The organism is Paenirhizobium daejeonense, from assembly GCF_014280875.1.
GTDB classification, from domain to species: domain Bacteria; phylum Pseudomonadota; class Alphaproteobacteria; order Rhizobiales; family Rhizobiaceae; genus Allorhizobium; species Allorhizobium daejeonense.
Window position 1 is genome coordinate 142,031 of the sequence record NZ_JACLAL010000003.1, and the last position, 21,649, is coordinate 163,679.

At 61.5% G+C, this 21,649-nt stretch carries 18 protein-coding genes; 7 read left to right on the plus strand and 11 right to left on the minus strand.

Annotated features, from left to right (window positions below):
- Positions 1-23 precede the first annotated feature (23 nt).
- From H4I99_RS07600 to H4I99_RS07645, 10 genes are all read right to left on the minus strand, one after another.
- Positions 24-1,160, minus strand: coding sequence for an extracellular solute-binding protein (locus tag H4I99_RS07600; RefSeq protein ID WP_163901121.1), 1,137 nt, complete (start codon positions 1,158-1,160; stop codon positions 24-26).
- Positions 1,160-2,317, minus strand: a complete 1,158-nt coding sequence (locus tag H4I99_RS07605) for a CaiB/BaiF CoA transferase family protein (protein WP_163901119.1) — start codon at positions 2,315-2,317, stop codon at positions 1,160-1,162. The genes H4I99_RS07600 and H4I99_RS07605 overlap by 1 nt, the downstream gene beginning before the upstream one ends.
- Before the next feature lie 212 nt (positions 2,318-2,529).
- Positions 2,530-3,192: a TetR/AcrR family transcriptional regulator gene (locus tag H4I99_RS07610; RefSeq protein WP_163901117.1), complete on the minus strand. Its 663-nt coding sequence runs from the start codon at positions 3,190-3,192 to the stop codon at positions 2,530-2,532.
- A gap of 7 nt (positions 3,193-3,199) precedes the next feature.
- Complete coding sequence (locus H4I99_RS07615) at positions 3,200-4,873, minus strand: amidohydrolase (protein WP_163901115.1); 1,674 nt, start codon at positions 4,871-4,873, stop codon at positions 3,200-3,202.
- A gap of 70 nt (positions 4,874-4,943) precedes the next feature.
- Positions 4,944-6,617 carry an amidohydrolase gene (locus H4I99_RS07620; protein ID WP_163901113.1) on the minus strand — a complete coding sequence of 558 codons (1,674 nt, stop codon included), beginning with the start codon at positions 6,615-6,617 and terminating at the stop codon, positions 4,944-4,946.
- 22 nt (positions 6,618-6,639) lie between these two features.
- The gene (locus H4I99_RS07625) at positions 6,640-7,821 is read right to left on the minus strand and encodes a serine hydrolase domain-containing protein (RefSeq protein ID WP_163901112.1); all 1,182 of its coding nucleotides are present in this window, start codon (positions 7,819-7,821) and stop codon (positions 6,640-6,642) included.
- Between the two features lie 71 nt (positions 7,822-7,892).
- On the minus strand, positions 7,893-8,930 hold the full coding sequence (locus tag H4I99_RS07630) for an extracellular solute-binding protein (RefSeq protein WP_164490782.1): 1,038 nt from the start codon (positions 8,928-8,930) through the stop codon (positions 7,893-7,895).
- Between the two features lie 36 nt (positions 8,931-8,966).
- Entirely contained in the window at positions 8,967-9,770 is an 804-nt protein-coding gene (locus tag H4I99_RS07635) for an ABC transporter permease (protein WP_163901110.1), read from the minus strand.
- The gene (locus H4I99_RS07640; protein ID WP_163901108.1) at positions 9,763-10,686 is read right to left on the minus strand and encodes an ABC transporter permease; all 924 of its coding nucleotides are present in this window, start codon (positions 10,684-10,686) and stop codon (positions 9,763-9,765) included. The genes H4I99_RS07635 and H4I99_RS07640 overlap by 8 nt, the downstream gene beginning before the upstream one ends.
- Positions 10,687-10,688: 2 nt before the next feature.
- Positions 10,689-11,789, minus strand: a complete 1,101-nt coding sequence (locus H4I99_RS07645) for an ABC transporter ATP-binding protein (RefSeq protein ID WP_163901106.1) — start codon at positions 11,787-11,789, stop codon at positions 10,689-10,691.
- A gap of 423 nt (positions 11,790-12,212) precedes the next feature.
- Between H4I99_RS07645 and H4I99_RS07650 the strand changes: the two genes are divergently transcribed.
- The 7 genes from H4I99_RS07650 to H4I99_RS07680 all read left to right on the plus strand — a co-directional run bounded on the left by H4I99_RS07650 (position 12,213) and on the right by H4I99_RS07680 (position 20,186).
- A complete protein-coding gene (locus H4I99_RS07650) occupies positions 12,213-13,637 on the plus strand; it encodes an amidase (protein WP_163901104.1) in 1,425 nt (474 codons plus the stop codon).
- 214 nt (positions 13,638-13,851) lie between these two features.
- A complete protein-coding gene (locus H4I99_RS07655; RefSeq protein WP_163901102.1) occupies positions 13,852-14,907 on the plus strand; it encodes a dipeptidase in 1,056 nt (351 codons plus the stop codon).
- Between the two features lie 50 nt (positions 14,908-14,957).
- Positions 14,958-16,598: an ABC transporter substrate-binding protein gene (locus tag H4I99_RS07660; RefSeq protein WP_163901100.1), complete on the plus strand. Its 1,641-nt coding sequence runs from the start codon at positions 14,958-14,960 to the stop codon at positions 16,596-16,598.
- Between the two features lie 6 nt (positions 16,599-16,604).
- On the plus strand, positions 16,605-17,672 hold the full coding sequence (locus tag H4I99_RS07665) for an ABC transporter permease (RefSeq protein WP_163901099.1): 1,068 nt from the start codon (positions 16,605-16,607) through the stop codon (positions 17,670-17,672).
- A complete protein-coding gene (locus tag H4I99_RS07670; protein WP_163901097.1) occupies positions 17,669-18,601 on the plus strand; it encodes an ABC transporter permease in 933 nt (310 codons plus the stop codon). The genes H4I99_RS07665 and H4I99_RS07670 overlap by 4 nt, the downstream gene beginning before the upstream one ends.
- Positions 18,598-19,431, plus strand: coding sequence for an ABC transporter ATP-binding protein (locus tag H4I99_RS07675; RefSeq protein WP_163901095.1), 834 nt, complete (start codon positions 18,598-18,600; stop codon positions 19,429-19,431). Before H4I99_RS07670 ends, H4I99_RS07675 begins: the two co-directional genes overlap by 4 nt.
- Positions 19,428-20,186 (plus strand): ABC transporter ATP-binding protein, encoded by a 759-nt coding sequence (locus H4I99_RS07680; RefSeq protein ID WP_163901093.1) that lies wholly within the window; start codon positions 19,428-19,430, stop codon positions 20,184-20,186. Before H4I99_RS07675 ends, H4I99_RS07680 begins: the two co-directional genes overlap by 4 nt.
- Before the next feature lie 125 nt (positions 20,187-20,311).
- On the opposite strand, the gene H4I99_RS07685 is transcribed toward H4I99_RS07680, so the two are convergent.
- On the minus strand, positions 20,312-21,490 hold the full coding sequence (locus H4I99_RS07685) for an alpha-D-ribose 1-methylphosphonate 5-triphosphate diphosphatase (protein WP_206110885.1): 1,179 nt from the start codon (positions 21,488-21,490) through the stop codon (positions 20,312-20,314).
- Positions 21,491-21,649 lie beyond the last annotated feature (159 nt).

A 21,649-nucleotide genomic window follows, 5' to 3' on the forward strand; every position in this document is an offset into this window, starting at 1 on the left:
GCGATCCAGAGCGCGGTTCCGCGCTATCCCCGGAAACTCTTCACGAAGCCGTCATTCAGTTGCGCAATCGCCGTGTCGATGGAAATCGCGCCGGTGATGGCATTGTTGACGATATGGGACGCTTCTTCCTGGAACGGCATGTAGCCGTCATGCCGCGGGCGGAGCCATGCGCCCTCCAGTGTGCGGCGGGTGGCGCGGTAGAAATCGAGCGTGGCGGCATTCGCGCCGTCGTCTTCCCATCCGGCGGCATGGCCGGGCTGGCCACCCGAGCGCCAGTAACTGTCAGCCTGCACGGGGCCTCCGGCGATCCAGTAGGCGAAATCGATTGCGGCCTGCCGGTTCTGCGAGAATGCCGAAACAGCGATGCCGGTGCCGCCAAGCGCTGAACCCCTGTACTTGCTGTCTCCAATCAGCGGCATGTCGGCAAAGGCGATGCGAGCCGCGCGGAAACCTTCCAGCGAATAGCTGACATAGCCATAGATGAGTGGAGAGACGGCAACGCGTGAGCTTGTGTCGCCCATAGCGTCGAGCACGGCGATTGGGTCCATCGTCAGGCAGGCCGGATCGATCAGGCTTGCCAGTTCACGGATCATTTCCAGCGCATTGCTGCCGGTCTCATGGTCTGCAAAGGGTGTCTCCCTGTCGACGGAGCAGGGGCGTCCGAGCTGGCCGCAAAGGGTGAAGAAGCTCATCAGCGAATGGGGCGGGCGAAGCGGCAGTAGCACGGCGCCCCGGCGGGCCAGATGGAGCACGTCTTCCCATCTGGTTGGTGGGGCCTCCAGCCGGTCGGGCCGCCATGCAAGCACCTGCGTTGCAGCGTCGACGGGGAAGGCCCATTGATGGCCCTGCCAGTTGTAGCTGGGGAAGGATGCGCCGACGGTGCCCGCCGACAATGCTTCGAATTCGCTCTGTCGCTCGGGCTGTTCCAGCGGGGTGAGGCAGTTTTCTGCGGTAATCTGCCCGACATGAGGGTGATCGATGACGATCAGGTCGTAGCTGCGGGCAAGCTCCTCGACGGGAAAGCTCTCGAAGTCCTGCAGGGAGCGCTTGTCCCACTCGACCGTCACACCGGCTTTTTCCAGCCAGTCGGCAGAGCAGGCCACCATCGGGTCGTAGCCGCGGGGATGGCTCCAGGTCATGCCTTTCAGGGTGATGGCCATTACGCGAACTCCGCCCTGATCTTTGCCGTGTGTTCTCCAACCAGCGGCGCGGCGCGCCCGCCATAGGGCCGCTTGCCATCGACACGAACGGGGCAGCGGGTGGTGCCGATCGCGACATCATCCTCGCGGGTGACCGTCTGCAGCATGTCGAGCAGACGGAAGCCTTCACTCTCCAGCAGTTCCGGCCATTCCATGACCTTCGAGCACCAGATGTCGGCAGGCTCCAGAATGGCGAGCCAGTGCTCGACAGTCTCGGACGCGATGCAGTCGGCGATGATCTTCTTGATCTCGTCGCGGCGGGTGAACCACGATTTCGGCTCGTCGCGGAAGGGAGCCAAGGCGTCGATGCCTAGAAGATCCTGCAGGCGGCCGATCGGGGTCATGGCGATGGCGAGATAGCCATCCTTGGCCGGATAGACGCCGTAGGGCGCGGAGAGATAGGCATTGGCGTTGCGGAAGGACGCGCGCTTCGGAAGGCGGCGTCCGTCGTTCAGGTGCGTGGTCAGAAGCTCGAATTGCAGGTCGACAAGGCTTTCCAGCAGGCTGGTCTGCACATGCGCGCCCTTGCCGGAGACGCCGCGGCGCACGAGCGCGGCGAGGATGGCCTGGCAGGTGTTGGCGCCGGCCAGCATGTCGGCGATGGAGAGGCCAAGCGGCACGGGTCCCTGGTTCTCGTCGCCGTTCAGCCACATCACGCCGGAGCGGGCCTGCGCCAGCAGGTCCTGACCGGGGCGCATGACCCATGGTCCCTCTTCGCCATAGCCGCTGATCGAGGCGTAGACGATCTTCGGGTTGATGGCCTTCACCGCTTCGTAATCTAGCCCGAGGCGCTCGATCACGCCGGGGCGAAAGTTCTGTATCATCACGTCCGCGCTACCCAGCAGCTTGCGCAGGAAAGCGAGATCTTCAGGGTTCTTCAGGTCGATGCCGAGGCTTTCCTTGCCGCGGTTGATGGCGTGGAACAGCGTGGAGTCGCCGCCGACCTCTGTATCCGAGAGGTAGAGGCGACGGGAAAGGTCGCCGCCGTCAGGCCGTTCGATCTTGATGACGCGTGCGCCGAGGTCGAGCAGGCGGAGCGAGCAGTAAGGCCCCGACAGGAACTGGCTCATATCGATCACGGTCAGCCCCGCAAGCAGCGGACCCGCTTCATCCTGCATGTCAATCTCCTCCCAAGATGTCGGCCGGAACGCCGACGGCAGATGCTGGAATGGCGAGTTTGCATTCGCCGAAATTCTTATTTGAATTTATCTTTCACATATGGGTATTTCTTGCAAGCCTGATTTTCCTCAATCCATTGTCAGCGCGCGCGGAAGCATAGCCGCGGCTGTTACGCCGGGGATCATGTCCGGAACGAAGATGTCCTGAGGGGTCAGGCTGCTGACTGGGCGATCAGTTTTTTCAGATAGGCCTGGGTGGTGAAGATCAATGCTTCGACGCTTTCCGAGGCAACGGCGGCGTCACCGAGCGCGAAGTTCTGCAGGATAAGTCCGTCGATGCCGATCAGCATGAAGCGGGTGACGGCGTTGGCGATACGGGTCCGTTCGGGCTCCGGGATGTCGCTGTCGCGGAACACGAACTGGCTGTAGAAATCGATGTAGGTGTTGTACTGCTTGGCCGCCAGCCATTCCGAGCCCTTGGTGCGCAGGGCATAGATCGTCAGCTCGATCTGGGAAATTTCGCGGTTGGGGTTCTCGCCGATATAGCGCCAGATCAGCCGGATAAGCTGGGCGATGCGGTCGTCCATGTCGGCGCTGTTCACTGAGCTGGTGTAGCGCGTGCTCATGTCTGTGACGAGGTCTTCAAGGACCGCCAGCATCAGGCTTTCCTTGCTGTCGAAATAGTAGTGCAGCGTGGCCAGCTGCACACCGGCCCGCGCGGCGATCTTGCGCGTGGTCAGCGATTCCATGCCCTCGCTTTCCACCGCCTCGATCGCGCCCCTGATGATGCGCGCCCGGGTTTCTATCCCCTTTTTCGTCGCGCCGGGGCTCCTTGCCGCGGGAGCTCCGGCCGATTGTCTGCTGTCTTCGTTCATTGCGTAATCAGGGTGCCTCGTAGGTGATGCGGCCGTCGCAAATCGTCGCCACCGGCTTGAGGGCTGCGATTTCCGTGGCCGGGCATGCTTCGATATCGCCGGAAAGGACGACGATATCGGCGAGGAAGTCTTCTTTCAACTTTCCCTTTCTGTCTTCCATGAATTCTACCCATGCGCTTGTGCGGGTGTAGGCGGCAAGGGTGTCCATCAGGGAAAGACGATGGTCGGGCATGTCGTCGGCCCAAGGCTTGCGAGTCATGGCGTCGCCGATGCAGCTCAGCGGTGCTAGCGGCGAGACGGGCCAGTCGGTGGCGAAGACGATCTTCGCGCCGGCCTCGACCAGCGTCTTCCAGGCGAAGGCGAAGGGCCAGCGTTCGCGGCCGATATAGGTGAGGTAAGGTTCAAGCGGCAGCCCGGCCGAGCCCGGCGGATGGGGCGGCTGCATCGAGGCGACGGTGCCCAGTTTTGCAAAACGCGGGACATCGTCGGGATGCACGACCTCGATGTGTTCGATGCGGTTGCGGCTGTCGCGCTTGCCGTTCGCTTCGATGGCTGCTTCGTAACCGTCCAGCACCATGCGGACCGCGCCGTCGCCGATGGCGTGTACGGTGACCGGAAGCCCAAGCCTGTCGGCCTCGACCGCGATGGAATTGAAATGCTCGGCAGAAAACAGCGGCTCGCCCTTCCAGCCGGGCTTGTGGCTGTAATCATCGACGAAGACGGCGGTTTCACCCTCGGTAACGCCATCCATGAACATCTTGACGAAGTTGCAGCGAAGCTTGTCGGTGTCGAAGCGCGCACGCCATGCGGCCGCTTTCTCCTCGATGGCAGAGAGCGGCATGAAGTTCTTCATGTGGAAAGGCATGCGTGCTCGAACTGGAAGCCCTTCCGTATCCTCGATCTCCTGCAGCATTTCGAGCTGGTAGAGGTTGCCGTCCATGTTTTGGAACGAGGTGATGCCGAGAGAGGCGCAATAGGCGAGGCCGCGCTTGATGACCGCGATGTCGGTCGCTCTCTGCTCGGGCGTAACATGGGCGGGGTCGCCTCCGGTCGCGCCGCCGAGCATTTCGCGCCCGCCCGTTTCGCTGAGTGCCATGACCGGACCGAAGGCGTTGCCCTCGCGCAGCTCGCCGGCGGCTAAACCATCCTCGCCCATGACGATCTCGTTGCCGACGCCGACATCGCGGCCTTGCAGGATGCCTGCCTTTTCCAGTGCAATCGTGTTGGCCCATGCGGTGTGGCGGTCCGGCGCCATCATCACGAAGGGGCGATCGGCAATAATCGCATCCAGATGATGTCGAGTGACGCGTTCTTCTTCCGACAGGATGGTGTAGTCGGCATAAAGACCTTCCAGCAGGGGCTTGTCGGGGTTGGCGGCAGCGTAGGCAAGGACGGATGCCTTCAGCGCTTCGAAACCCTTTACACCCATCAACGAAAGCTGGCCGAGGCCGACCGAACCGCCGAAGATATGCATGTGAGCTTCGTTGAAACCGGGCAGGACGGTTGCGCCACCGGCGTCGATGATCCGCGCGCCGGCCTTTGCGAGAGGCAGGATTTCGGCATTGCCGCCAACGGCCAGGATCCTGTTTCCTGCAATGGCAATGGCTTCGGCCCGAGGGCTTTCATCATCCATGGTAAGGATGCGGGCGTTGTGAACGATGAGGTCGGCGGTTGCGGTCATGGTGGCTTGTCCGTTGAAATGGCCGGTCGTGGCAGATCTTGCCGCCCGATTGACGGACGGCAGAAGCCGGTCAGGCCGCTTGATAGGTGATGCGCCCGTCGCAGATCGTGGTCAGCGCGCGAACGGTTGTCATGATCTCGTCGGCCGGCACGCTTTCGATATCGTGGGAAAGGATGACCACGTCAGCGAGGAAGCCGGGCTTCAGCTTGCCCTTGCGGTCTTCCGCAAATTCCACCCAGGCTCCGATGGAGGTGTAAGCCTCGAGCGATTCCTCGAGCGTAAAGCGCTGATCGGGAAGGCCGTCCTTCCACGGCTTGCGGGTAAGCGCATCCTGAATGCACTGGAAGGGAGAAACCGGCGAGACCGGCCAGTCGGATGCGAAGACGACAGGAGCGCCGGCGTCCTTCATCGTCCGCCATGCATAGGCATAGGCCCAGCGATCCTCGCCGATCTTTGCCGTGGTGGGTTCTGCCGGGAAACAGGTGCCGCCCGGATAATGTACCGGCTGCATTGAGGCGACGATGCCGAGTTCCTTGAAGCGCGGGATATCGTCGGGATGGATCACCTCGATATGCTCGATACGATGGCGGAGGTCCTGCTTGCCGTTTGCCTTGACGGCCGCCTCGAAGCCGTCGAGCGTCTGGCGGATCGCGGCGCTGCCGATAGCGTGGACGGCGATCTGCAGGCCCAGCCCGTCAGCCTTGATGGCGATGGTATCGAAGGCCTCAGGCGTGAACAGCGGCTCGTAGGTATAACCCGGTCGGTCGCCATAACCGTCGAGCATATAGGCGGTATGACTGTCGAGAACGCCGTCCATGAAGACCTTGACGAAATCGCCGCGCAGCATGTCGGTGGCGAATTCCTTCTTCCATTCGGCGGCGTTGTCCAGAACGGACACGTCCATGAAGTTCCTGATGTGGAACGGAATGCGGACACGGACCGGCAATTCTCCCGATTGTTCCAGGTCGCGCATGATGCGCAGCTGGTAATGGTTTCCGTCGAAGTTCTGGATCGAGGTGATGCCCCAGGTCGCGCAATATTCGAGACCGGTCTTCAGGATAGCGCGGTCAAGCGCATATTGTTCGGGAGTGACGTTTTCCGGGTCGAGACCGGACACCATGCCGAATTCCTCGCGGCCGCCGGTGGAGGAGAGCGCCACCACAGGGCCAAAGGCATTGCCCTCGCGCAGTTCGCCGCTCGCAAGTCCATCCTCGCCCATCACCACTTCATTGCCAACGCCGACGTCCTTGCCGTGCAACAGGCCGGCCTTCTCCAGCGCCGGGGTGTTGGCCCAGGCGGTGTGGTGATCGGGTGCGAACATCATGAACGAGCGGTCGGGGATAATGGCGTCGAGATGATGGCGGGTGACCGGCTGGTTGAGGCCGATGATCGAATAGTCGGCGGAAAAGCCCATCAGCAGGGGCTCATCGGGATTGGCGGCGGCGTATTCCAGCATGGCGGCCTTCAGCGCCTCGAAGCCCTCGACGCCGTGCAGGTTGAGTTGGCGCAGCGAGACGGAGCCGGGGAAGATGTGCATGTGCGCTTCGTTGAAGCCTGGCATCACCGTTGCTCCGCCGGCATCGACGATTTTCGTCGATGCGGTGGCAAGCGCTTCGATTTCCGAAGCGGTGCCGACGGCGAGAACCTTGTTGCCAGAAAGCGCGATGGCTTCCGCCTTCGGCTTGTCGCCGTCCATGGTCAGGACCCTGGCGTTCTTGATGATGATATCTGCGGTTTTAGTCATGTCTTTTATCCGGATTGAGGCTTCAGGCCGCTGCACGGCACATGGCGCGGAAGAAGGCGAAATTGTCGTGCTTCAGTTCGTCGTCCAGCGGATTGGGCTGCGACGAGAGCTTGACGATGACGGTTTCGGTCGAGGGATCGACATAGAGCCACTGGCCGTGAATGCCGATCGCGCAGAAGGCGCCGTCTGCCTCGCCGGACTGATACCACTTGCTGCGGTAGCGGCCGTTGGGCAGGAATGTCGGACCGGCCTGTTTCCATGCTTCCGGGTCTCCGGCGGTCTTCATGTCCTCGACCCAAGCTGCCGGCACGACCTGCCGGCCACCAGCCGTGCCACCGTCCAGCAGCATCTGCCCGACGCGGGCGAGGTCTCGGGCGGTCACGCAGACGCCGCCGGCCGAACGGGCCGAGCCGGCACCATCGACGCTGACCAACGCATGGTTCTTCGCGCCGAGCGGCTTCCACAACAGGTCGGAAAAAAGATCGACATAGCGGCGACCGCTGGCGCGCTCGATCAGGATGCCGAGCAGGTCGGAATTGGGGGAGGCATAATAGAAGCGTCCGCCATGCGCGCGGTCGGCCTTCTTCAGCGTCAGCAGGAATTCCAGAAGGGTCTCGCTCGGCGTTCCGGGCTCAGCCGGGTTCCAAAGCGTCGCGCGGCGATAGCGGGCAAAGGCGCCCATCTTGTCGAGATAGGCTTCCTCGAAATCGAGGCTGACGCGCATGTCCAGCACGTCGCGGAAGCTGCAGTCGCCGTAAACGGAGCCCTTCGCCTCGGGGAGATAGTCGGTGACCGGGCGGTCAGGGTCGATTGCGCCTTGCCCTTCAAGGATGCCGGAGACCAGAGCGGTCAGCGATTTCGAAATGGAAAAGACGATATGGCGAGCATTGACGTGGCAATGCGGCGCGTAGTGTTCGGCAATGATTGTGCCGCCCTTCATCATCACGAAGGCATCGGTATGGGCGTAATCAAGAAATGCGCGGGCCGTTTTTGCATCGGCAACGCCGGTATCGAGAGGTGCGCCCAGCAGCAGTGAGCTTTCAAGCGCCGTTTCCGGCTGCTCGGCCGTCGCGCGGATCTCGGCGGTCGGCACCATCTCGCGAAGGTTCTGGAAGCTCCAGTGGCTGAAAGGAGCGGTGCGCCAATTGGCGAGCGTTACGTCGCGGCGCTCGAAGCCATAGGCACTCTTGAATTCCGTGGTCATGGAAACAGTTCCCTGAAACGGGAGAGCCGAAAGGCTCCCCCGTCTTGATGCGGGTATCGATATGGACAAGCTTACTTCTGAACTTCGGTCCAGATCTTGGTGTAGAACTGCTGGACCTCAGGCTCGCAGGCCAGGAGGAACTCTCCGGACTTTTCGAATTCTGCCGGGATTACCAGTTCCGGGGCGTCCTTCATGTCAGCCGGCAGGAACTGGTCCGAACCCTTGATGCCGTTCGCATACTTGGCGAAGGCGGAGATGAGGGCGGCGTTTTCCGGGTCCATGACGAAGTTCATGAACAGCTTGGCGTTTTCCGGGTTCTTGGCATCCTTGAGCAGCGCAAGGCTGTCCATGAAATAGGGGAAGCCCTCCTTCGGGTAGCCGATCTTGATATCGGGGTTCTTGGCGCGCGAGCGCATGATCGCGCCGTTCCAGTAGTAAACGCCCGCATAGTCGCCGGCCGGCAGCTTCTCGGTCACGCTGTAGTCCATGGCCAGCCACTTCGGCTTGGCTTCGACCAGCTTGTCGCGAACCTTGCGGAGCACTTCCTTGTCCATGGTGCACCATTCGCCACCGAAGTACTTGATGGTGGCGAACAACACGTCGTTCATTTCAGGGGCGACGTTCAGTTTGCCGACCAGTTCTGCTGGCGGATCGAGGAAAATGGCGGAGGTGTTGAGGTCGCCCTTGTAGACGGACGTGTTCACGCCGATGCCGGTAAAGCCCCACTGCCACGGAACCGTGTAGTGACGGCCCGGATCCCACTTCACGTCAACCCAGCGCTCGTCGACATTCTTGAAGTTTTCCATCTGGTCGGGACGGGCTTCAGCGATGAGGCCTTCCTTGATCCAGATCGGCACGTAGTTTGCCGAGGGGACGACGATGTCGAAGCCGTGGCCGCCAGCGCGGACCTTTGCGAGTGCGGTGTCGTTCGAGTCATAGTCTGTGACGGTCACCTTGACGTCGTACTTCTGCTCGAACTTCTTGATCAGCTCGGGGTTGGTGTAGTCACCCCAGTTGTAGATGTTGAGTTCGCCTGCGGCCGAAGCGGCGCCGGCGCAGGCAAGCATTGCAATCACCGCGGTCGCGGTCGTCGTCATCATCCGTTTCATTTCAGTTCCTCTCACTTGTTTTGGATGTCGAGATGATCATTGCTTACGTTTGTTGATGAAGAAGAAGATCATTACCAGCACGGTCGACAGGGCCAGGAACACCGTCGCGATCGCGTTGATTTCGGGCGTCGTCTCGCGGCGAAGCTGGCCGAGCATGTAGGTCGGCAAGGTGTCCTGTCCGCCGGACTTGACGAATTCGGTGATGACCACGTCGTCGAGCGAGATGACGAAGGCCAGCATGAAGCCGGCGATGATCGCGGGCCGCAGCAGCGGCAACGTCACGCGGCGGAACGTCATCCACGGCGTGGCGTAGAGGTCGGCAGCCGCGCGCTCGAGCGTCAAGTCCATGCTTTCAAGTCGCGCCCGGATCGGAAGATAGGCGAAGGGAATGCAGAATGCGGTGTGCGCGAGGATGAGATAGCCGAGGCCGGAATAGCCGGTCCAGACCTTGATACGCGAAAACACGATCAGGAGCGCAACGGCCGTGACGATTTCCGGCACCATCAGCGGCTGGTTGATGACCGCATATTTGAAGGTCAGCCCGCGATAAGGCTGTGTGCGGGTGGTCGCCAGGGCGGCCATTGTCGCGGCTATCGTGGAGAGGACGGCAGCCCAGATCGCGATAATCATGGAGCGGATCGCGGCATCCTGCACGGCATTGTTTTCCCACGCGGATACGAACCAGCGGAAAGAGAAGCCATCCCATCGGGAAAGCGATTCAGCCGCGTTGAAAGAATAGGCCACCAGCGCGCCGATCGGCAGATAAAGCGCGAAGAAGGTGAACAGCGCGATGAAAACGAAGCCGGGTTGAGTGCGGGTGTTGAAGCGAGGCTTAAGCATGACCGGCTCCCGAGCGCGAGGCGTTCCGCACATAGAAGATCAGGGCGATCATCACGAAAGCCATGAGGGTGATAGACATCGCTGCGCCAAGCGGCCAGTTGCGGCCGGATCCGAACTGCATCTCGATCAGGTTGCCGAGCATCATGTTCTTGCCGCCGCCGAGTACGCGGGGAATGACATAAGCGCCGAGCGAGGGGATGAACACGAGGATGGAGCCGGCGATGAGGCCGGGCTTTACCAGCGGGATGATGATTCGTCTCAAGACCTGGAAGCGGTTGGCATAGAGGTCATAACCTGCTTCTACGAGGCGGAAATCCAGTTTTTCGATCGAGGCATAGAGCGGCAACACCATCAGCGGCAGATAGACATAGGTCATGCCGAGGAGGTTGGCCGTGTCGGTGTATATGATCTGCAAGGGGCTATCGATCACGCCGAGCCAGATGAGCGTGTTGTTCAACAGGCCTTCGTTACGGATGATCTGCTGCATGGCGAAGGTGCGGATGAGCAGGTTGGTCCAGAACGGAATCGTGACAAGGAACACCCAGATTTCTCGGGTGTGTGTCGGCCGCGTGGCGATGAAGTAGGCCGTTGGGAAGCCCAGCAGAAGTGTCAGGACGGTGGTGTAGGCCGACAGCTTGATCGAACGCCAGATGATCGACATGTGGGCGCTGGCGAGGCCGAGCGTGTCGTCAAACATGTCGCGCTGGAAGAAGACGGAGATCCAGCCTTCCGAGGAGAACTGGCCGAACTTCACATCGCCATAGTCGCCCTTGGCCATGAAGGAATAGAGCAGCATGACGAGCAGCGGGCCGGCCGCCCCGATGAGGATGATGAGCAGGGCCGGCGCGCTGAGCAGCCAGCGGTTGCGAATTTCTTGTTTCTGGGCCGCGACAGCGGCTTTCTGTGCGCCGCTCATGGTCAATCCTTCAGGATCTGGGCGACATCGTCGCTGAGCTTGATGCCAACGGTCTGGCCTTCGCTATAGCCGCACGGGCCGCTGCGGCTGTTCTGCTGGCGCACGTTAAATAGCGTGCCGCCATCGAGGCGGACGCCGATGTTTGTGTCGGTGCCGAGATAGACAATGCTTTCGATGGTGCCGGAAAGCGGAGCATCGTCAGTCCGTTCGGATAGCGCCGCATGTTCCGGACGAATGACGATCGTAACCTTGCCGCTCGGCGTTGTCTGCTCGGGGAAGGTCGCGGGGATCTCCTTTCCGGAGCGCAGGCGAACCTTGGCGCTGCCGCCTTCGACAGAGACGACCTCGACTTCGAGAAAATTCGTTTCGCCAATGAAGTTGGCGACGAAGCGTTCGGCCGGATGATCGTAAATTTCCCAGGGATTGCCCACCTGACGAACGGAACCGGCCGACATCACCGCGATGCGGTCGGACATGGTCAGCGCTTCTTCCTGGTCATGGGTGACGAAGATGAAGGTGATGCCGGTTTCGGCCTGCACGCGCTTCAACTCGACCTGCATTTCCTTGCGCAGCTTGTAGTCGAGCGCCGAAAGCGGCTCGTCGAGCAGCAGCACCTTGGGTTTCGGTGCAAGCGCGCGGGCAAGCGCCACACGCTGCTGCTGGCCGCCGGAGATCTGGCTGACCTGTCGATCGCGCATCGCGGTCATATGCACCAGTTCCAGCATCTCTTCGACGCGCGCCTTGATCTCGGCCTTCGGTTTGCCGAGCATCTGCAGACCGAAGCCGATGTTCTCGGCAACCGTCATATGCGGAAAGAGCGCATAGTTCTGGAACACGGTGTTGACCGGACGCTTGAAAGGCGGCAGCGGCGCGATGTCTTGGCCATATAGCAGGATTTCGCCGGAAGTCGGAAAGTCGAAGCCTGCGATCAGTCTCAAGAGCGTGGTCTTGCCGCAGCCGGAGGGGCCGAGCAATGTAAAGAATTCGTTTTCCTGAATGTTCAAAAAGACGCCGCCGAGAGCGGTGACCTGTGCGTTTCCGGCGCCGTAGACCCGGCTTACTCCGCGGATTTCGATCGCGGCCTTCTTCGATGTCGAATTCAAGAAATATCCCCGGTTTTTTAGTGGAATTTTCCGGCACTGTTTCACTTTCGCCGAACTGCGGCAAGGCTTTCACCCTGCGCTTGCCAAGCACGGACACTGACGCAATAAGCGTGCCATGCCCTGAAATGTGCCCGAAAACCTCCCTATTGCTCGCGTTATCCGGGCATTCCAGCCCGGATTCCTGCGGTTTGCTCCTCTATCGCCGGCGAAACGCTCCCTTCGTTTCGGTATCGGCGAGCCTGCCCTCCAGGGACAGGATTTTGGCATGTTGCCTCAAAATTGGTCGTGTGACCATTTTTATTTCAGGTCGTTCAGAAATTTTCCCGCGCTGTTTTTGACCGCGTTTTTATTGCGAAGGTCGATCCTTGACGGACGCCTTGGAAGCGCCTCTGATGGGACCATTCTCCAGTACGGAATGACGATGTGATTGATCCTGCCGACCTCGATGCCCTCTCGCTTTCCCGAGCCATTCACCAGAAGCGGATCACCTGCGAACAGGTGATGGAACGGTCCCTCGACCGCATTCAGCGGCTCAATCCGAAAATCAACGCCATCGTCAGTCTGCGCGGCATCGCCGACCTTCTCGCCGAGGCGCGGGAACGGGACAGGGAGCTTGAGGCAGGGCGGTCGCGAGGGTGGCTGCACGGGCTGCCGTTCGCCATCAAGGATCTGAGCGAGGCGAAGGACATAACCTGCTCCTATGGCTCGCCGATCTACAGGAATTTCGTACCGGATTTCGATGACATTCAGGTCGAGCGGATCAAGCGCGCCGGCGCGATCGTCATCGGCAAGACCAATACACCGGAATGGGGCTTTGGCTCGCATTCCTACAATCCAGTCTTCGGGGTGACGCGCAATCCCTATGACACGTCGAGGAGCGCCGGCGGATCGAGCGGCGGGGCAGGGGCGGCGCTTGCCGCACGGCTCGTGCCGGTGGCCGACGGCAGCGACATGATGGGGTCGCTGCGCAATCCTGCTGCGTTCAACAACGTCGTCGGCTTCAGACCCAGCTTCGGGCGCATTCCGGGTTTGCCGGGCAAGGACGTCTACATGAACCAGTTGGCGGTTCTCGGGCCTATGGCGCGCAACGTCGCCGATGTCGCCGCACTCCTGAACATCCAGTCCGGTTTCGATGTCCGTGATCCGCTGTCGCTTCCTGAGGAGCCGGTGCGCCTGAGCGAGGATTTCGATCCGAAGGGCGTCAGGGTCGGCTGGCTTGGTGATTTCGGTGGCTACCTGCCGTTCGAACCGGGTGTGCTCGAACTCGGCCGCGCCTCGCTTTCGGTTTTCGAACACATGGGTTGCCGTGTGAGCGAGGTGCTGCCGGATTTCGACATGGACCGCCTGTGGTGGGCGTGGACCACGCTACGCGGCTGGCTGACCGCCGGATCGCTGCGCGGCCATTACGAAAACCCAGCGGAACGGGCTTTGCTGAAGCCGGAAATCCTGTTCGAGATTCGCGCCGGCCTGAAGGTGACGGCCGAGGATGTTTATGAGGCTTCGGCGGTCAGGACTGCCTGGCTGCAGGCGGTGCTCAAGCTGTTCGAACGTCATGATTTCCTGATCCTGCCAGCCGCGCAAGTATTTCCTTTCGATGCCGATATTCCGTGGCCGAGGGAAATCGCGGGGCGGAAAATGGATACCTATCATCGCTGGATGGAGGTCGTGATCGGCCCGAGCATGGCGGGTTTGCCGGTTGCGGCCATGCCGGCCGGTTTCGGTACTGGCGGGTTGCCGGCGGGCATCCAGATCATCGGCCGACCGCGCGCCGATGCCGCGGTTCTGGATTTCGCGCAGGCATATGAGCGGGCGACCGACTGGCTGCAGAGGCGGCCGCCGCTTGGATGATGTGCGCGGACTGGCCGGCCTTCGTTCCTTTAGTGGGGTGCCGCTGTCTTCTCTCGCCGTTGTTCGCAATCTCTTTTTTGCACTTGAACACGGTGAGAATTTGGTCCACCCAATAATATATCAGATCGTTGATGTGCCACCGCAGGCTTTTGCCGGTGCGGTCGCCCAGAGGTGATCGGGATCGTCAAGTTTTTGTAATTGCAGGTGCTTTCTCATGGAACTGGTGTTCGACGGACATAACGACGTCTTGCTGAGGCTTTGGCGGAGCCGGGCGGGTGGGGTCGATCCCGTCGGAGAGTTCCGTGACGGCACCAGCGAGGGGCATATCGACGGACCCCGCGCCAAGGCTGGTGGTCTGGCGGGTGGTCTCTGTGCCATCTACATCCCCACGACGGGCGGTGACTTCGTCTTGAAGGAGCCTGACGAAAAGGGGCATTACTCGACGCCGCTCGAGAAGCCTCTCCAGCGCCAGCCGTCGCTCGACATCGCGCTCGACATGGCGTCGATCGCGCTTCGTCTCGACCGGGCGGGCGCGTGGCGGCTCTGCCGCACCACCGCGGATATCCGCAAGGCGATCGACGAGGGTACCTTTGCCGCCGTCATGCACATGGAAGGCTGCGAGGCGATCGATGGCGATCTCGACGCGCTGGAAACCTTCTACGCCGCCGGCCTGCGTTCGCTCGGACCCGTCTGGAGCCGCAACAACATTTTCGGCCATGGCGTGCCGTTTGCCTTCCCCATGTCTCCCGACACCGGACCGGGCCTGACCGATCTCGGTTTCGAACTGGTGAAGGCCTGCAATCGGATGGGTATTCTGGTCGATCTCGCCCACATCACCGAAAAGGGCTTCTGGGACGTGGCGAAGGTCAGCGACCAGCCGCTGATCGCCAGCCATTCTAACGCCCATGCGCTGACGCCGGTGGCGCGCAACCTGACCGACAAGCAGCTCGACGCGATCAAGGAAAGCCGCGGTCTGGTCGGCCTGAACTATGCCGTTACCATGCTGCGAGACGATGCGCGCGACGACGCCAACACGCCGCTTTCGGACATGGTTCGTCACATCGACCATCTCGTGAACCGCATGGGCATCGACTGCGTGGCGCTCGGTTCCGACTTTGATGGCGCGACCGTTCCAGCCGATATTGCCAACGCGGCGGGCAATCAGAAACTGGTTGCGGCCCTGAAAACCGCCGGATACGCTGACGAAGACTTGAAAAAAATCTGCCGGGAAAACTGGCTGAGGGTTCTGGCATCCGCCTGGCACGAATAAGCCGGCGGCTGTCCGAAAGGCACCAACCTTAACAAACAGGGGATACTACGATGATGAATTCGCTGAACAGGCGTATGCGCCTGATGACGACCAGCGCGGCCATGGCGCTGTTGCTGGCCGCAGCTCCGCAGGCTTTTGCCGCCACTCCGGCCGACACGCTGGTCGAGGGTTTTGCCATCGACGACATCATCACGCTCGATCCGGGTGAAGCCTTCGAGCTTTCGACCGCCGAAGTCACCGCCAACACCTACTCGAAGCTCGTCAACCTCGACATGAACGACACGTCGAAGGTCGTCGGCGAGTTGGCCGACAGCTGGACCATTTCCGATGACGGCATGACCTATACCTTTAAGCTGAAGCCGGGCCTGAAGTTTGCTTCCGGCAATCCGATCACTGCCGAGGATGTCGCCTTCTCCTTCGAGCGCGCCGTCAAGCTCGACAAGTCCCCGGCCTTCCTGCTCACCCAGTTCGGCCTTACCGGTGACAACGTTGCCGAAAAGGCGAAGGCTGCCGATGAAAGCACCTTCGTGCTGACCGTCGACAAGGCCTATGCACCGAGCTTCGTGCTGAACGTGCTGACCTCCACCGTCGCTTCGATCGTGGACAAGAAGGTCGTTTTGGAACACGCCAAGGCCGTGACCCCCTCGGACGAATACAAGTACGATACCGATTTCGGCAACGAGTACCTGAAGACCGGCTTTGCCGGTTCCGGCCCGTTCAAGATCCGCGAATGGCGCGCCAACGAAGTCGTGGTGCTGGAGCGCAACGACAACTTCTTCGGCGAAAAGCCGAAGCTTGCCCGCGTCATCTATCGTCACATGAAAGAAAGCGCCGGCCAGCGTCTCGCTCTTGAAAACGGCGACATCGACGTTGCTCGTAACCTTGAACCGGGCGATGTAGATGCCGTGACCAAGAAGGAAGGCATCGCGACGACGTCTGCTCCGAAGGGCACGCTCTATTACTTCAGCCTCAACCAGAAGAACGAGAAGCTGGCGAAGCCGGAAGTCATCGAGGCCTTCAAGTACCTCGTCGACTATGACGCAATCGGCGAAACCCTGATCAAGGGCATCGGCACCATCCACCAGACCTTCCTGCCGACCGGCCAGCTCGGCGCGCTCGAAGACAAGCCCTACAAGCTCGACGTTGCCAAGGCCAAGGAACTGCTGGCCAAGGCCGGTCTCGCCGACGGTTTCACCGTCACCATGGACGTGCGCAACACGCAGCCGGTCACCGGCATTGCTGAAAACGTCCAGCAGACTCTCGCCCAGGCCGGCATCAAGCTGGAAATCATTCCAGGCGACGGCAAGCAGACACTGACCAAGTATCGTGCACGCCAGCACGACATCTATATCGGCCAGTGGGGCTCGGACTATTTCGACCCGAACTCGAATGCCGAAACCTTCACCTTCAACCCGGACAATTCCGACGAAGGCAAGAACAAGACGCTGGCATGGCGCAATGCCTGGGATCCGAAGGACCTCACCGTCCAGACGCAGGCCGCTCTTCTGGAAAAGGACAGCGCCAAGCGCGCCGCCATCTATGAAGGCCTGCAGAAGGAAGTTCTGGCCAGCGGTCCGTTCGTGATGCTGTTCCAGCAGATCGAAGTTGCCGGCTATTCCAGCAAGCTCAAGGGCTTCAAGCTCGGCCCGAGCTTCGACACCAACCTCGTCTACACCATCTCCAAGGACTAAGCGCCCTTGGCCCTGATGGAAACAAAGACCGAGGCGCGGCGCTCCGGCGCCCGCGCCTCGGCGCTCGCCTTTTCGTTGCTGCGGTTCCTGCTGACCGTGGTGACGACCTATCTCGGCCTGCTCGCCGTGACTTTCTTCATCGGCCGCGTCGTGCCGATCGATCCGGCGCTGGCGATTGTCGGCGACCGCGCTCCGGCTCATGTCGTCGAGCGGGTGCGCGAAGAGCTGGGGCTCAATCTTCCGCTCTACCAGCAGTTCATCATTTACATTCGTCAGGCGCTGACGGGTGACTTCGGGACGTCGGTGCTGACCACCAATCCGGTGATGACCGATATCCGCCGCGTGTTTCCGGCAACCATCGAGCTTGCCACGGTCGGCACCCTGATTGGTGCCTTTTTCGGCGTGCCGCTCGGTGTTCTCGCTGCCGTCAAGCGCGGCAGCTTCGCCGACCAGATCGTGCGTATCATCGGGTTGATCGGTTATTCCGTGCCGATCTTCTGGCTCGGCCTTCTGGCTCTGGTGCTGTTCTATGCGCAGCTCAAATGGGTGGCCTATCCGGGGCGCGTGGACATCGTCTACGAGTATTCGTTTACGCCCGTGACCGGCTTCTTCCTGCTGGATGCGGCGATGCAACGGCAATGGGACGTGTTCTGGGACGTGTTCCGCCACATCATCCTGCCCGGCGCGCTGCTCGGCTATTTCTCGCTCGCCTATATCAGCCGCATGACGCGCAGCTTCATGCTGAACGAGCTGTCGCAGGAATATATCGTCGCCGCCCGCGCCAAGGGGCTGTCCGAGACCCGGATCATCTGGTTCCACGCGCTCAGAAACGCAGCCGTGCCGCTGATCACGGTGATCGCGCTTTCCTATGCCGGCCTTCTCGAAGGCTCGGTGCTGACGGAAACGATCTTCTCGTGGCCGGGGCTTGGCCTCTACATCACCAATTCGCTGCAGAATGCCGACATGAATGCCGTGCTCGGCGGGACGATCATCATCGGTTCCGTCTTCATCGCCATCAATATCCTGTCGGACGTTCTCTATCGCATTCTCGATCCGAGGACCCGCAGCCGATGACCGCAAACGAAATGACTGCAAAACCGACCCTGCGCGAATGGCTGCTGTCCGACCGGCCGCAATCGCGCCGTCAAGCCCGGCTCGGTCGGCTCTACGTGATATGGCGGCAGTTCTCCGCAAACCGGCTGGCCGTTCTCGGTCTCGGCATCATCATTGCGTTGCTGCTCGTTGCCGTCTTCGCCGATGTGCTGGCGCCGCATTCGCCGATCCAGGGAGACCTTCGCGGAGCGCGGCTTCTGCCTCCGGGTTCGGAAGGCTATCTGCTCGGAACAGACGACCAGGGGCGCGATATCCTTTCGCGCCTCATTCATGGCTCGCGGCTGACGCTGTTCGTCGTGGTGCTCGTCGCCATCATCGCCGCGCCGATCGGCCTTATCGTCGGTACGGTTTCCGGTTATGCCGGCGGCTGGGTGGACGGCGTGCTGATGCGGATCACCGACATCTTCCTTGCCTTCCCGAAACTCGTTCTGGCGCTGGCGCTGGTGGCGGCTCTCGGTCCCGGCATCGAGAATGCGGTGCTTGCCATCGCGATTACCTCGTGGCCGCCTTACGCCCGTATCGCGCGGGCCGAGACGATGACGTTCCGTAACTCCGATTACATCTCGGCGGTCCGGCTGATGGGCGCGTCGCCGATGCGCATCGTGTTCTTCCACATCATGCCGCTCTGCATCTCGTCGCTGATCGTGCGTGTGACGCTCGACATGGCCGGCATCATTCTGACTGCGGCCGGTCTCGGCTTCCTCGGTCTCGGTGCGCAGCCGCCGCTGCCGGAATGGGGGGCGATGATCGCGTCGGGCCGGCGCTTCATTCTCGATCAGTGGTGGGTCGCGGGCATGCCGGGCTTCGCCATTCTCATCGTCAGCCTCGGCTTCAACCTGCTCGGCGATGGCCTGCGCGATGCGCTCGATCCGAAGGAGGCGGGACAGTGACCCCACTCCTGACCGTCGAAAATCTGCGGGTCAGTTTCCCGACCCGGACCGGCATGGTCGAGGCCGTGCGTGGCGTGAACTTTACTCTTGGCCGCGAGCGGCTGGGCATCGTCGGCGAATCCGGTTCCGGCAAGTCGCAGACGGGCCGTGCGATCATGGGCCTGACGCCGAAGCATGCGCACATCACCGCCGACCGCCTTGCCTTCGGGGAGGCCGATCTTCTGGGCATGCAGGCGTCGGAGCGGCGCAGGCTGCGCGGCAAGAAGATCGCGATGATCCTGCAGGACCCGAAATACTCTCTGAACCCGGTCATGCCGATCGGTCGGCAGATCATGGAAACGCTGAAGACGCACGAGAAGGTCTCCCGCTCCGAGGCGAAGGCGCGCGCTCTTGCCATGCTGGAGGCGGTGCAGATCCGCGATCCAGAGCGCGTGTTCGATCTCTATCCGCACGAGGTTTCCGGTGGCATGGGGCAGCGCATCATGATCGCTATGATGCTGGTCTGCGGTCCCGAACTCCTGATTGCCGACGAACCAACCTCCGCGCTCGATGTGACCGTGCAGCTCGAAGTGCTGGCCATTCTCGACAAGCTGGTGGTCGAACGCGGCATGGGGTTGGTGTTCATTTCGCACGACCTGCGTCTGGTTTCCTCCTTCTGCGACCGCGTGCTGGTGATGTATGCCGGCAAGGTGGTGGAGGAGCTGGCGGCATCGCGGCTTTCCGAGGCGCAGCATCCCTACACGAGAGGGCTTCTCAACTGTCTTCCGAAGATCGAGGGCGACCGGCATCCGCTTCCGGTTCTGGAGCGTCAGGCGGAGTGGAAGCTATGACGATGTCAGCACTTTCCATTCGCAACATGGTCGTGAGCTTCGACGAATTCCGGGCGCTCGATACGGTCAGCCTTGAGATTCCGGTGGGCGAGTCCTTCGGCATCGTCGGTGAATCCGGCTCGGGCAAGTCGACGCTGCTCAGGGCCGTCGCCGGGCTGAACCGCTTCGAAAGCGGTAGCCTCGAAGTCAATGGCCGCTCCTATTCTGGCTGGCGGCGGGATCATGAGTTCTATCGCACCGTACAGATGGTGTTCCAGGACCCCTATGGTTCCCTGCATCCGCGCCAGACTGTCGACCGCTTGCTGCTGGAGCCACTGGCGATCCATGGTTTCAGCGACACGGAGGCGCGCATCGAGCGTGCACTCGATGAGGTGGGCCTCGGTTCCGGTTTCCGCTTCCGCTTCTCGCACCAGCTTTCCGGCGGTCAGCGTCAGCGTATCGCGATTGCGCGGGCGCTGATCCTCGAGCCGAAGATCCTGTTGCTCGACGAGCCGACGTCTGCGCTCGACGCGTCGATCCAGGCGGAAATCCTCAACCTGCTCGAACAGGCCCGCAAGGATCGCGGCCTGACCTTCATCATGGTCAGCCACGACCTCGCGGTCATTAGCCATATGTGCGAGCGGCTCGCGGTGATGAAGTCCGGCAGGGTGGTGGAGACGCTCAACGTGGAGCAGTTGCGCCGCCACGATGTCGCGACCGATTACACCCGCAAGCTCATGGTGGCGAGCGAGGGCTTTGTCCGTCACGAAGCGTGAGTGTGAGATTAGAATATTTCCGGCGAAAACAGAATCGCCTGCAATGCTCTATCTCTTTAGTTTTGCGCAATTCCGGACGCAAAACCGGTTCCCGCTTTTGCTGGATTTGCTTTAGCGGCCGCGCCTCAAGCGACCCGCATACCCTGTCGCCAGACGGCTTTCAGGAAGGGATGTCCATCATGGAGGCCGACATGCAACAGGTCGGCCCGCTTGCCCTTGGCGATCTCGCCGCGATCGCCAAGGCCGGCTGCTTCCGCCGGCGTTTTCGTCACCATGCGCAGCGCTGCCGGCAGGTCGTAGTCCAGGGCGGGGTCGGCGGCGATCATGAAAGCTGCATCCAGCAGCGAGCGCGGCACGTAATCCGATGCGAGGATATCGACCAGCTTTTCGTTGAGCAGGTCGCGCACGGCGATGTTGCCGGACTGGGAACCGCCGCGCAGGATGTTGGGGGCGCCCGCCACAATCAGCATGGCACGGGCGCGCGCTTCGCGGGCGGCTTCCATCGTGCAGGGGAATTCGGAGATGGCGACGCCTTCGTCTGCGGCCAGATCGACGTGTTCGATATCGGTGTCGTCATGGCTCAACAGCGGCAGGCCGCGCGAGCGGGCGAGCTCGACCACCTTCGGGCGGACGGTTTCGCCGATATGGCTCTTTTCGGCAACCAGAAGCTTGATCTTCTCGCGCACGATTGCGTGGCTTTCGCCGGTCGACTTGGAAGCGCGGGAGACATAGGCATCGACGTCGCGGCTCTGGCGGATTCCCGGCAGATGCTCCATCACGGAGATGACCTTCACGATGGGGCGGTCGATATTGGCCTGCATCAGCGCAGGCGTCTCCGGATCGGTAATTTCGCAGCGAAGATGGATGAGGTGCTCGGAGCGCAGCATGCCGCCGGCCTGCGCCCGCTCCAGCGCATCGATCATCGGGGCGAGGATCTGGGCGCGTTCCGGATTGTCGGTCGTGGCGCCGACGCAGAGGCTGTCGAAGACGGTGGTAACGCCGCCGCCGATGATCTGCGCGTCATGGGCAAGGGCCGCGCGCATGAAATCCCAGCGCACATGGGCGCGCGGATAGACGTGCTTTTCGAAATGGTCGGTGTGGATGTCGACGAGGCCCGGCACGAGATAGTCGCCGCCGAGGTCGATGGCACCCGCCGCGGTCAGTCCGGCGTCGATGGAGACGACGCTGCCGCCTTTTACGGTGACGGTGCCATGAACGATTTCGTCGGCAAGCACGATGCGGGCGTTGGTGAGAACCAGAGTGGAGGTTTCGCCGGCAGCGCCGTTGTCGGAAGTCATGTCCATCAGCACTGTCTCATCCCTTTCCTGTCATCGCGGCAAAAGCGGACGGTGCGACTCACCGGCCGGCTCTGCGCCCGTCCTCGAAGGGTGTCGCGATCTTTCAGATTCGCTCTGTCCGCTTCAAGCCCTCGTCCTATCGCATGTCGCTGCCGCAAAACCGCT